This is a genomic window from Zobellia galactanivorans (genome assembly GCF_000973105.1).
GTDB lineage: Bacteria > Bacteroidota > Bacteroidia > Flavobacteriales > Flavobacteriaceae > Zobellia > Zobellia galactanivorans.
Genome location: NC_015844.1, coordinates 2,158,345 through 2,170,102, shown reverse-complemented (window position 1 = coordinate 2,170,102; position 11,758 = coordinate 2,158,345). Strand labels below are relative to the sequence as shown.

The window sequence follows — 11,758 nt, the reverse complement described above, 5'->3', positions numbered from 1 at the left end:
TCGTGAAACAGCTATATTCCATCTTCCTGATTTTCGCACTAAACGTAATGTTAGCGCAGGAAGACGGACCTATACCCCTTAACTTGGGCAAAGGCGGGGATGTACTCACGTACGCACATCCATCGGAGGTGGGTTTGGACTCTTCCTATATACACTCCGAGGTCTCAAAAATCATAACAAACGGTATAAAAAAGAAGGCCTTTCCGGGTGCCCAAGTATTGGTCGCCAAGAACGGGAAGATTATCTTCCACCAAGCCTATGGCTATCATACTTATGACAGCATTCGGGCCGTTGCTCTGAACGACATTTATGACCTAGCCTCGGTCACCAAAATTACGGCGGCCCTTCCCGCCTTGATGAAACTCGTTGACGAAGGCGTACTCGACCTTGACCAAGCTTTTAGCACCTACTGGAAACCCTGGCGCAAGAGGAAGGACAAACGCGATATTACCCTACGGCAAATCTTGGCGCACCAAGCCGGCCTAGAACCTTATATCGTGCTACTGAACACCGTGCGAAAAAAAAATGGCACCTTAAAAAAACGCTTCGTGAGAACCAAACCAAATCCACGCTTTCGACGACGCGCCTATGATAACATTTATGTTAAAAGCAGATTTATAAAAAAAGCACATCGTCTCATCGACCGATCTCAGGTTTCAGATAAAAAAAGCTATAGATATTCCGGATTGGCCTTCCTTATTTTTCCTGATCTCATACAACAACTAACTGGCCAATCATTCTCCGAGTATTTACAAAGTAATTTCTATGGCCCAATCGGCTTAAATACCGTAAATTTTAATCCTAAGCTAAAATCGTATACGAATTTTATCGTGCCTACCGAGCAAGATTCCACCTTTAGAAAGGCCCTGACACACGCTTGGGTACACGATGAAAACGCAGCCTTGCTGGGTGGGGTGTCGGGCAATGCCGGGCTCTTCGCTTCCGCTACCGATTTGGCCCAACTAATGCAGATATACCTGCAATATGGCGTGTATAACGGCAAACGCTATTTCTCAAAAGCTGTCATCGAGGAATTTACCCGTGTACAATTTCCAGAAAACGATAACCGAAGAGGCTTAGGCTTCGACAAGCCCTTATTGAACAATGCGGAGCTAGCCCTCTCCAAGGCATACCCAGCTCCCGAAGTAAGTCCCGACAGTTTTGGACACAGTGGTTTTACAGGCACTTTCGTATGGGCCGACCCCGAAAACCAATTGGTATATATTTTCCTTTCCAACCGGGTATATCCCTCCCGTTCCCATCGACAGATCTACGACCTCAATATTCGTCCGGCCGTGCAACAGGTTTTCTATCAAGCTAGGCTCGCTATCGAATAAGTGCATTTCGTTTTCTAATAATTGGTATCTTCGTAAGATAAAACCGATTTATGGGCTTACTAATTTTTTACGCTTTCGTATCGATTTTCTTTTCTTTCCTCTGTTCCATTCTTGAAGCTGTGTTACTAAGCATCAACCCCACCTTCGTAAACGTCAAGAAAAAGGATGGAAAAGCCTATGCCTTAATTTTGGAAGAACTAAAGAAGGATGTAGACAAGCCACTAATCGCCATTTTGACCCTTAATACCATTGCCCATACCGTTGGAGCCATTTTAGTAGGGGTACAGGCCAAGGTAGCCTACGCGGAACTGTACGGCACCACCACACGCCGTATATTCGGAATTGCTTTTACCGAAGACCTCATGGTAGGTGTGGTATCTACTTTGATGACCATACTCATTTTGGTAGCCTCGGAAATCATACCTAAAACCATTGGCGCCACCTATTGGCGACAATTGGCCAATTTTACGGCCAAGGCCCTACGTGTTATGGTCGTTGCCTTAAAGTATACGGGACTCTTATGGGTTCTGCAGATCTTTACCAAACTTGTAGGCGGCAAAGGCCACCACGGCAGCGTCTTAAGCCGGGAAGATTTTACCGCCATGACCGATATGGCCCGCGAAGAAGGTGTTTTCGAAAAATCTGAATCGACCATAATAAAAAACCTATTACGTTTTGACCAAGTATTGGTCAAGGATGTAATGACACCAAGGGCCGTGATGAAAATTGCTCCGGAAAGTAAAACAATAGCGGAATTTTTTGCGGACAACCCTAAAATGCGTTTTTCACGTATTCCGGTATATGGCGATAAAATGGACCATATAGACGGTTTTGTGCTGAAGGATACGATTTTGGAGGAAATGGTAAATAACAATGGGAACACGCCTCTTTCAGAAATAAAACGAGAAATTTTAATCACCGAAAGAAATACACCCATACCACGCCTTTTCGATACATTCATTTCCAAAAGAATACATATTGCCCTTGTTGTGGATGAATATGGCTCAGTAAGTGGATTAGTGACTATGGAAGATATTATAGAAACCCTTCTCGGCTTAGAAATAATGGACGAGAGCGACAATGTTGCCGACCTGCAGGAGCTAGCTCGAAAAAATTGGGAAACCCGCGCAAAACGCACTGGAATACTCGACAAGTAGATTTCGGGGCCGTTCCAATGGCCCACCAACACCAAAAATACCACAAGCTATGGAAACCGCCTTTATTCGCACCCCCCTCGGCATAGCCAAACTTGAAGGTGATGCCAATGGCCTGGCTTCCATAATTGTGCTGAATACCGAAGAAAACGTTTCATCCGTCATTCCGAAAAACCTTGAAGCGGCCGTAAGTCAACTGCAAGAATATTTTGCCGGCGAACGGAACAACTTTGATCTTGCGTTAAATCCCACGGGTACCGACTTTCAAAAACGTGTTTGGAAGGCCTTATCAAAAATACCCTACGGCAAAACGGTCTCTTACCTTGAACTTTCCAAGACCTTGGGCGACGTAAAGGCGATTCGGGCAGTAGCTTCCGCCAACGGAAAAAATCCTTTATGGATTATAGTTCCCTGTCACCGTGTCATTGGCACCGATGGCTCCTTAACCGGTTATGCCGGCGGTCTGCACCGGAAAAAATGGCTGCTAGACCATGAAAATCCCGTAAAACAGCAATCGCTCTTTTAAAAAAACCGACCCCCTGGTCCGTTGTTCCAAAAAATTCGCCCGATGCGTTCGCCGTTTGGCCAATCATCGATCAAAACGTATATTTCATTTGCATTCGACCTAACCCAAGAACATTCGCAAAAAAAGAAACCGACGCTAGGGTCGGTTTCTCTTAAAACGGTAAAAAAGACCTTCGGCTTAATTACACCTCGTCTCGCTTAAGTTTGCATCGTCGGAAATGGCATCCGCTTGGGTAATTGAATCATTAAAAAGTATGAATCGATCGATACCATGACCGGAAGACCTCGCTGAGATTTCCATGGTATAGACTCCCGCTTTCGCAAACACCACATAAATATTATGCCCATTATTATCGAAAGTACTGGACTGCCACTTAAAATCGAGATTATTTCCGCTACGGTAAATTTTAAACCATCCGTCTTTTGATGCACCTTCCGGGTTGGGAGTTTTTCCGGTGTCCTTCGGATAGACGATACTGTCGTCCTTCTGGGCATAAAAATCATCGGCATCGTTAAATCGTAGCCACGTATCGTTGTGGTCTGAGCCACTATTTCCCGATTTTACCGCAGATTTCCACAAAAATCGATAGGTACCCGTATTTTTTATCTCAATTTTAAAACTGGTCTTTCCATTACCTGGGCTTCCTAAATACTGATCTCCTTCCCAAACCATATAGCCTTTTCCCGAAAAACTATCACCATCGTCCTTTAGCACCCAACCATCAGGGAACTGTGCATTTTCAAACTCGACATTCACCAAACCGTTCTTTTCCTTAAAAATATAATTGGCAACATCGGTACATGGCGAATTTCCAACTCCCTCGGTTTCGTCAGTCTCATCGCTCTCGTCAGTTTTATAGGTATCATCGGCTTCGTCGACCACATCGATTACATCGGTTTTATCTTCGGAATCATTGTCCATATCGGCATCTTTACTACAAGCCGCCAAGACCGTTAACAATACCAACACAGACAAGCCGCCCATTAATCGGCACCCTGTTTTAAAGCGATTTTTCATCATGATAAATACGTATAATTATAGTTTACAAACCCCAAACGTTACAATTTCAAAAAAAAGTGGACGCGCTTCCATTATTTCGATGAACACCCACCAGGATCAGAAAGGAAGAAGGTGGTATGGGAACAAATTTGGCGGCAAACAGGATTAGTTTGTATATTTCAGTTGCTATTAAACAAAAAATAAGGTGCTATATAAAATCAATCTTGAACACATTCTTTTCCTTGATATCGAAACCGTTCCCGAAGAGCAGAATTTCGAAGCCCTGAACGATGAGAAAAAGGAGCTATGGGAGCAAAAATCAAGATACCAACGCAAGGATGAATTTACCCCCGAAGAGTTTTACGAGCGCGCCGGCATTTGGGCGGAATTCGGCAAAATCGTTTGTATCTCCGTCGGTTACTTCAGATTTGTAGGGGAGAACAAAACTTTTAGAACCACCTCCTTTCACGGTGACGAGGCCACATTATTAAAAGAGTTCAAAAACCTCTTGGACGGTCATTTTAACTCCCCAAGACATTTACTTTGTGGCCATAATGCCAAGGAATTCGACTTTCCCTATATCGCACGTAGAATGATCATACACGGTATACAGTTACCTTACAAACTCAACCTGTTTGGCAAAAAACCTTGGGAAATCCCGCATTTAGACACCATGGAACTGTGGAAGTTCGGCGACTATAAAAACTTTACATCCTTAAAACTATTGGCAAATATATTGGGCATACCGTCGCCCAAACAAGACATTGATGGCAGTATGGTACGCCACGTCTATTACGAAGAAAACGACATCGACCGTATTGTTACCTATTGCGAACTTGATGTGGTCACTACTGCCCAAGTATTCTTGCGCCTACGCGGGGACGACCTTATCGATGAGGCCTACATCAAAAGTATATAGGCGTTATTAAGCGTTATACTTTAGCTGGATATAGACAGGAAAATGATCACTATACCCTCCTAAGTACCTATTCCCAACATAGGTGCGATAGGGCGAACCCATATATTTCCCTTTAAATTCAGTCAAAAAGTGCTCATCAAAAATATTGGCATGGGCAAAACTATGGGTACCTTTTTCAAAATTCAAAAAACTGTGCGAAACCATAATCTGGTCAAACAGCATCCACGACCTCTTATAATTGGCGCTACCCCTATCGGGTGTCAATAATTTTTCCATGGGATTGTAGAGGGTCTTGGTGTCGATAAGCTTTTTGATACTATCCGATTGCGGACCATCATTAAAATCGCCCATAATTATATAGTTTGGCTCGGCCTCATCTTCTTCGATACGTGCCATAAACCGGATCATGGTCTCGGCGGCAATCATCCGCTTGTGCTCGGTAGTGGTATTTCCGCTTCGACGCGACGGCCAATGGTTCACGAATATATGCACTTGTTCGTTATTGAGCTTGCCTTTAACGTAAAGAATATCACGGGTGGTATCCCGTCTTTCATCCTCCTCATAAATCAACACGGCTATCGGTTCGGAGTACAATACCTCAAAATGATCTTTGTGATAAATGAGCCCACAATCAATACCCCTCTCGTCGGGCGAATCGTAATGGACATAATCGTAACTGACGTTGGCCAGAGGCTCGCTCGCTAAAAGGTCTTGCATCACCTGTTCGTTTTCAATTTCGGCCACACCGACCAGGACGGGCGGACTTTGGGTCTCCGTATTCCCGATTTCCGCTATAGTCTTGGCCAATTTGTACAGCTTTTTTTTGTACCTTCTAAGAGACCACTTTTTGCGCCCCTTTGGCGTAAAATCGTCATCAAGGGTTTTAGGGTCGTCTATCGTATCAAATAAATTCTCGAGGTTATAAAAGCTAATGGTGTTTAAATGGCTTCCCTTTTTCTTTCTGAAAAATGAAAAAATCATAAATTTCTCGATTGGAACCTTAAATTTACGAAAATAGCTCGGTCGGTATTACTTAAATTTGCATTTTAGTTTCGATATGTTAGAAAAGAAGACCATAGATCACGAAAAGGCCGTATTAATCGGCATTATAAACCGCGAACAGAGCGAGGGCAAAGTTACCGAGTATCTCGACGAGCTTGAATTTTTAACCTATACCGCAGGTGGCGAGGTAGTTAAACGATTTGTGCAACGCATGGATGTTCCCAACCCCAAGACCCTAATAGGTACCGGTAAGATGGAAGAAGTGGAAGCCTTTGTCAAAGCGAACGATATTGGTTCGGTAATCTTTGATGATGAGCTTACCCCGGCCCAACAGCGAAATATAGAAAAGCTACTACGCTGCAAAATTGTGGACCGTACCAGCCTTATTCTCGATATTTTCGCCCAACGCGCTCAAACGAGCTATGCACGCACCCAAGTGGAGCTGGCCCAATACGAGTACTTATTGCCCCGTTTAACGGGACTTTGGACCCACTTGGAACGCCAACGTGGAGGTATCGGGATGCGCGGACCCGGTGAAACCGAAATTGAAACGGATAGACGTATCGTAAGGGACCGTATTTCTTTATTGAAGAAGAAGCTCCTAAAGATCGATCGACAAATGGAAACCCAACGCGGTAACCGTGGTGCTTTGGTACGTGTGGCACTCGTAGGATATACGAATGTGGGTAAATCTACCCTGATGAACGTTATCAGTAAGAGCGACGTATTTGCGGAAAATAAGCTTTTTGCCACATTAGATACCACAGTGCGCAAGGTTGTTATAGGCAATTTGCCGTTTTTACTCAGTGACACGGTCGGTTTTATCCGCAAACTCCCCACCCAACTTGTGGAAAGTTTTAAAAGTACCCTAGACGAAGTTCGCGAAGCGGATCTTTTGCTACATGTTGTCGATATCTCCCACCCACAGTTTGAAGAGCATATTGAATCGGTAAATAAAATATTGGACGAAATCGATAGTGCCGACAAGAATACTATCATGGTTTTTAACAAAATCGACCTCTACAAACATGCCGAAATAGATGAGGACGATTTGGTTACCGAACGCAGCGAAAGACATTTTACGATTGACGAGTGGAAAAAAACGTGGATGCAGCGTGTGGGCGACAAGGCCCTCTTTATATCGGCCCTGAACAAAGAAAACCTAGACGAGTTCAGAAAAAGGGTCTACGACGAAGTACGCGACATTCATGTGACGCGTTTTCCGTACAACAACTTTTTATACCCCGAACATTTAGACGAGTATTAGAATTTATAGGTTTTTGGCTTACCGTTCGTCGGATATACCGAACCGCTGGTATTTTTCACAACAAGCTGCCTAACGTACACAACAATAATTTAGACAGCTAGGTATTCCGACGTAGGTTTACAGTGTAATTAAGTGATAGTAATGACCCCAAATCGACTCTTGAACTTAACCCCAACAGCTAACAACCCCCAAATGTGTTAACTGACCTAAAAAGACAAACACCAAATTGACCAAATCTACTTGATAAAAACCTCTTTATAGAGGTTTTTTTTATGCCCTTACTTTCATAAAAAATACGCTTTGCCACTAGGGGATGCCGTTCATCGGATATACCGAACCACTGGTATTTTTCACAACAATTTGAGCTGTGTACACAACAATAATTTAGACCACAGGGCAAACCTATGTAGATTTACACTGTAATTAAGTGAGAGTAACGACCCCAAATCAATTCTTGAACTTAACCCCAACAAGTACGAATCCCAAATCCGGACTTGACCTACGAAACGCTTATAAACCGTGACCCCAAATCACGACCAAATCTTACAAGAATACCTACAAAACAAAAAAGCCCGTTCACACGGGCTTTTTTGTTTTTGCATTTAACGCTCTTCTTACCCGAGGGAAGAAATAAGCTGCATTTCATCGAACAAAAGTACATTTTAACGAGTTACACCACAAATTGGGCATGCTTTACAACAAAAATTTAGTGTTCACGACCTTGCCGATTACATTAGTCTTGTATTTGAAATTTAGTGTACGTCCCAAATAAATTACTTAATCAAGGTTTGATTTATTATTGACTGTACAACCAAACTTAACGTATCCTACTTAAAAACAAAACGCCCCGACAAATGTCGGGGCGTTTCGTTTATACTGAAACAAACAATTCTCGATTAGAACGAATAGTTAAGACCGAAAAGGTAGTAACTCTGCAAATCATTATCGATATTATCAAAAGTCGGGGCAGGAGTTGGAACCGGAACGGCGGCCAATGCATTACCCAAAGCCTCTTGCTTATTGTTTCTCAATCCGAATTCAAAACCTACACCAATACCTTTCCAAAGTGTGTAACCAAAAGAGTTGATCCATGTCCAGTTTGAAAGGTCTCCACTCTTATAACTTTGAAATGTAGAGAAATTGGTCTTAAAGTTGATAGCACCCAATTTTTTGGTATAATCCACAACAATCTTAGCACCCGCAGATGATTCGTAAGCCGCATCGTTATCGGCAAAGACAAAGTTGTAGTTCAATGGGTGAATAACCACTACCATATCAGGAATAGGAGTCCATGTAGCACCAACACCAAAATCGAGGTAACCCGGGTCATTGAAATTGTTGATAATAGACGTTCTGTATTCCCCTAAGGCAGAAATTGCAAAGTTCTTGTTCAACTTATACCCGTAGAGGGACACAATGTTAAAAACATCGGTAGTTCCGTTAAATCCTTCTTCGTCTGCAGGGTTATCCTTATCATCGAGTTTTACCCACTGCAAGTTAACATTGGCAGAGTTCTTCCAGAAGAACTTCTCTCTATCTAAATTGGCATATGCGTTTACCGTAACCCCTATGTTTCCAGAAGAGTTGTTCGGTGTTCCTTGCGAATACCAATTGTTGAATTTTGAAAGATTGGCTCCAATGGTACCAAAAGCACCGATTTTCCATCCTGGAAAAGCATCGATTTGACCTTGAAGGGCATCTACCCTAGCCTGTATGGCGCTGATAGAATCTTTTTTAGCGGCCTGTTCCGCTTTTAATTCATCCACTGTTTGAGCAAAACCGAACGAAAATGTCAGAATTGCCATAGATGATAGAAGTAATTTTCTCATGGTTAATGTGTTTATTAGTTAAGACACGCAAAAGTACTAATTGTCACATTTCTTTGAGAAAAAATACTACTTTCTTTTATATAAAGGTACCGAAGAGCAGGCTTCGCCATACATAAGGGACTTAACAACAGGCTGTAACTTGCTTGTTGCTAGAAGGTAAGCATTTGAAGGAACAGGTTTATTGCTACACCCCTTGATGATTACCATCTTATCTTTAAACTCCGAAATTTCCAAATTGGAAAGGGTTTCGGTGTACAAAACGGTCTCCAAATCCTCTAAAGAGCCTTGAACACACTTTTTGGCAAAGGGATGTAGGTGTGTAGCCAATAACATATAAGCCCAACCCGGCACAATGGCATCGGTAGAACAATGTAGGGCCACATAGGCATCTTGATATTGAGACCAATCATGCTCCGCCGCACGGGACCGAAAATCCTTTTCCTTCAAAAGAAGTCCCTCAAACAGCCAGTTCGAAATATCAAAAAGCACACGCCTCCCCTGAACATAATAATCTTCCAAGTTAAACGTAACCAATTTGCTTTCGGCTACCCTATTGATGATTTCGTCAGACATAATCAACTTTTATAATAAGCCTAGTTCCAATTTAGCCTCTTCACTCATCAGATCTTGGGTCCATGGGGGATCAAAGGTAATCTCTACCTCGGCATCGCTTACCAAATCCAAAGATTTCACCTTCTCCTCGACCTCGGCAGGCAGTGACTCCGCAACCGGACAGTTGGGTGAGGTAAGGGTCATTAGAATTTTAACCTCATTTTCTTCGTTCACGAATACATCGTAAATCAACCCTAGTTCATATATATCAACAGGAATTTCAGGGTCGTATATCGTTTTAAGTACGGTTACTATTTTTTCGCCCAATTCTTGGCTATCTACTGCTATTTCTTCGCTCATGTTCCTTAGATTAGTTCTTTTAAAATTCAGGCAGGTCACCCATCGGCCCACTACCTAGTTCAATTGGGTTTGGTACGCCACCGCATACAATTTCAATTGTTTTATCATGCTTACCAGACCATTGGCCCTGGTAGGCGAAAGGTGCTCTTTTAATCCGATTTCATCAATAAAATCGGTATTGGCGTCGATAATATCCTGTGGTTTTTGGTTGCTAAAGGCCCGAATCAAAATAGCGATTATACCTTTCGTTATAATTGCGTCGCTATCAGCGGTGAACACCAATTTATCATCATCGAGTTCCGCATGTACCCATACTTTGCTCTGGCATCCTTTGATGATATTGTCATCGGTCTTATATTTCTCGTCTATGAGCGGCAAGCTCTTGCCCAGCTCGATCATATACTCGTAGCGCTGCATCCAATCATCAAACATTGAAAATTCGTCTACTATTTCGTCTTGTATTTCCTTTATCTGCATTATCGCTATTTTCGGTAAAAATACAACAAGTATCTATGGATTTCAATACTTTAAGAGAATGATAACGCCCTAGGCTATTCCAACATCGCTTTTGCGCGTGCTACAGCCTTGACCAAAGTATTTACCTCATCCTTGGTATTGTAGAAACAAAAACTCGCCCTTACCGTGCCTGGAATCCCGTAAAAATCCATTATAGGCTGGGCACAATGGTGGCCTGTACGCACGGCAACCCCCAGTTTATCTAAAATAGAGCCGATATCATAGGGATGGAGCCCTTCAATATTAAACGATATCACCGAAGTTTTGTCTTTGGCCGTTCCGTAAATTCTAAGTCCCTCTATCTTCAGAAGTTCTTGGGTAGCATATTCAAGCAGACCGTGTTCGTATTCGGCAATTTCGTCAAAACCGATATGGTTCATGTAATCGAGAGCGGCACCAAAGGCGATACCTCCGCAAATATTAGGCGTTCCGGCCTCAAACTTATGTGGCAAATCAGCATAAGTCGTTTTCTCGAAGGTTACTTCGGCAATCATCTCCCCCCCTCCTTGATAGGGTGGTAACTTATTTAGCCATTCTTCCTTTCCGTAGAGCATACCTACACCCGTCGGTCCGCACATTTTGTGGGCAGAAGCTGCGTAAAAATCGACATCCAGTTGTTGCATATCCGCTTTAATATGGGGAGCCGCTTGTGCCCCATCGATTAAAACAGCAGCGCCGACCGCATGTGCCTTATCTATAATTTCCTTGATAGGGTTAATGGTCCCCAATGCGTTCGAAATATGGTTACAGAATACCAGTTTGGTCATATCGGAAAGTAATTCATCATACACCTCCATCAACAACTCACCCTCCATATTCATCGGGATTACCCTTAAAACAGCACCCGTTCTTTCCGCCAACATTTGCCATGGCACGATATTAGAATGGTGCTCCATAGCCGACACCAGTATCTCATCACCTTTTTTCAATAAGGTGGTAAACCCATTGGCAACGATGTTAATACTGTGCGTTGTACCTGAAGTAAATATAATCTCGTATGATTTCCTTGCATTGAAGTGCTTTTGGATTTTCTGTCTAGCTACTTCATACTTATCAGTTGCTTCTTGCGAAAGCGCATGTACCCCCCGATGTATGTTGGCATTGTAATTATGGTAGTAATCTACTATAACATCTATAACCTGTTGTGGGGTTTGAGATGTAGCGGCATTGTCTAAGTATACCAAAGGCTTTCCGTTCACTTCTCTTTTCAGAATGGGAAAATCTTCTCTTATTTTTGTTATATCTAACATAGTCGGTCTTCTTAGATACAAAGATACCCGATCGTAAAAACAAATCG

General features: G+C 42.8%; 12 protein-coding genes. 5 read left to right on the top strand and 7 right to left on the bottom strand.

Annotation, left to right across the window (positions count from 1 at the left end; all coding sequences use genetic code 11):
• Positions 1–2: 2 nt before the first annotated feature.
• From ZOBGAL_RS08770 to ZOBGAL_RS08760, 3 genes are read left to right on the top strand one after another with little or no spacing between them, the layout of a single operon-like run.
• Entirely contained in the window at positions 3–1,337 is a 1,335-nt protein-coding gene (locus ZOBGAL_RS08770) for a serine hydrolase domain-containing protein (RefSeq protein ID WP_231854806.1), read from the top strand.
• Positions 1,338–1,387: 50 nt separating this feature from the next.
• Positions 1,388–2,494: a CNNM domain-containing protein gene (locus ZOBGAL_RS08765; RefSeq protein WP_013993214.1), complete on the top strand. Its 1,107-nt coding sequence runs from the start codon at positions 1,388–1,390 to the stop codon at positions 2,492–2,494.
• Between the two features lie 49 nt (positions 2,495–2,543).
• Positions 2,544–3,017, top strand: coding sequence for a methylated-DNA--[protein]-cysteine S-methyltransferase (locus ZOBGAL_RS08760; protein WP_013993213.1), 474 nt, complete (start codon positions 2,544–2,546; stop codon positions 3,015–3,017).
• A gap of 177 nt (positions 3,018–3,194) precedes the next feature.
• Here ZOBGAL_RS08760 and ZOBGAL_RS08755 read toward each other — a convergent pair whose 3' ends face one another.
• Positions 3,195–4,037 (bottom strand): hypothetical protein, encoded by an 843-nt coding sequence (locus tag ZOBGAL_RS08755; RefSeq protein WP_013993212.1) that lies wholly within the window; start codon positions 4,035–4,037, stop codon positions 3,195–3,197.
• A gap of 184 nt (positions 4,038–4,221) precedes the next feature.
• Here ZOBGAL_RS08755 and ZOBGAL_RS08750 point away from each other — a divergent pair, with 184 nt between their 5' ends.
• On the top strand, positions 4,222–4,935 hold the full coding sequence (locus tag ZOBGAL_RS08750; RefSeq protein WP_013993211.1) for a 3'-5' exonuclease: 714 nt from the start codon (positions 4,222–4,224) through the stop codon (positions 4,933–4,935).
• 6 nt (positions 4,936–4,941) lie between these two features.
• Here ZOBGAL_RS08750 and ZOBGAL_RS08745 read toward each other — a convergent pair whose 3' ends face one another.
• The gene (locus ZOBGAL_RS08745; protein ID WP_013993210.1) at positions 4,942–5,916 is read right to left on the bottom strand and encodes an endonuclease/exonuclease/phosphatase family protein; all 975 of its coding nucleotides are present in this window, start codon (positions 5,914–5,916) and stop codon (positions 4,942–4,944) included.
• 76 nt (positions 5,917–5,992) lie between these two features.
• On the opposite strand from ZOBGAL_RS08745, the gene hflX reads away from it, so the two are divergent.
• Positions 5,993–7,204 (top strand): GTPase HflX, encoded by a 1,212-nt coding sequence (gene hflX, locus ZOBGAL_RS08740; RefSeq protein WP_013993209.1) that lies wholly within the window; start codon positions 5,993–5,995, stop codon positions 7,202–7,204.
• Positions 7,205–8,100: 896 nt separating this feature from the next.
• Here hflX and ZOBGAL_RS08735 read toward each other — a convergent pair.
• From ZOBGAL_RS08735 to ZOBGAL_RS08715, 5 genes are all read right to left on the bottom strand, one after another.
• The gene (locus tag ZOBGAL_RS08735) at positions 8,101–9,033 is read right to left on the bottom strand and encodes a DUF3078 domain-containing protein (RefSeq protein ID WP_013993207.1); all 933 of its coding nucleotides are present in this window, start codon (positions 9,031–9,033) and stop codon (positions 8,101–8,103) included.
• Between the two features lie 66 nt (positions 9,034–9,099).
• Positions 9,100–9,606: a DUF2480 family protein gene (locus ZOBGAL_RS08730; protein WP_013993206.1), complete on the bottom strand. Its 507-nt coding sequence runs from the start codon at positions 9,604–9,606 to the stop codon at positions 9,100–9,102.
• Between the two features lie 9 nt (positions 9,607–9,615).
• A complete protein-coding gene (locus ZOBGAL_RS08725) occupies positions 9,616–9,945 on the bottom strand; it encodes an SUF system Fe-S cluster assembly protein (RefSeq protein WP_013993205.1) in 330 nt (109 codons plus the stop codon).
• Between the two features lie 54 nt (positions 9,946–9,999).
• Positions 10,000–10,422 (bottom strand): SufE family protein, encoded by a 423-nt coding sequence (locus ZOBGAL_RS08720; protein ID WP_013993204.1) that lies wholly within the window; start codon positions 10,420–10,422, stop codon positions 10,000–10,002.
• A gap of 74 nt (positions 10,423–10,496) precedes the next feature.
• Positions 10,497–11,711, bottom strand: a complete 1,215-nt coding sequence (locus tag ZOBGAL_RS08715; protein WP_013993203.1) for an aminotransferase class V-fold PLP-dependent enzyme — start codon at positions 11,709–11,711, stop codon at positions 10,497–10,499.
• Between the last annotated feature and the right edge of the window lie 47 nt (positions 11,712–11,758).

What these genes read in the sequence shown, in the direction of transcription:
- ZOBGAL_RS08725 (WP_013993205.1), bottom strand. Translation starts at nt 9,945, where the DNA reads ATGAGCGAAGAAATAGCAGTAGATAGCCAAGAATTGGGCGAAAAAATA.
- ZOBGAL_RS08755 (WP_013993212.1), bottom strand. Translation starts at nt 4,037, where the DNA reads ATGATGAAAAATCGCTTTAAAACAGGGTGCCGATTAATGGGCGGCTTG.
- hflX (WP_013993209.1), top strand. Translation starts at nt 5,993, where the DNA reads ATGTTAGAAAAGAAGACCATAGATCACGAAAAGGCCGTATTAATCGGC.
- ZOBGAL_RS08760 (WP_013993213.1), top strand. Translation starts at nt 2,544, where the DNA reads ATGGAAACCGCCTTTATTCGCACCCCCCTCGGCATAGCCAAACTTGAA.
- ZOBGAL_RS08720 (WP_013993204.1), bottom strand. Translation starts at nt 10,422, where the DNA reads ATGCAGATAAAGGAAATACAAGACGAAATAGTAGACGAATTTTCAATG.
- ZOBGAL_RS08765 (WP_013993214.1), top strand. Translation starts at nt 1,388, where the DNA reads ATGGGCTTACTAATTTTTTACGCTTTCGTATCGATTTTCTTTTCTTTC.
- ZOBGAL_RS08745 (WP_013993210.1), bottom strand. Translation starts at nt 5,916, where the DNA reads ATGATTTTTTCATTTTTCAGAAAGAAAAAGGGAAGCCATTTAAACACC.
- ZOBGAL_RS08730 (WP_013993206.1), bottom strand. Translation starts at nt 9,606, where the DNA reads ATGTCTGACGAAATCATCAATAGGGTAGCCGAAAGCAAATTGGTTACG.
- ZOBGAL_RS08715 (WP_013993203.1), bottom strand. Translation starts at nt 11,711, where the DNA reads ATGTTAGATATAACAAAAATAAGAGAAGATTTTCCCATTCTGAAAAGA.
- ZOBGAL_RS08735 (WP_013993207.1), bottom strand. Translation starts at nt 9,033, where the DNA reads ATGAGAAAATTACTTCTATCATCTATGGCAATTCTGACATTTTCGTTC.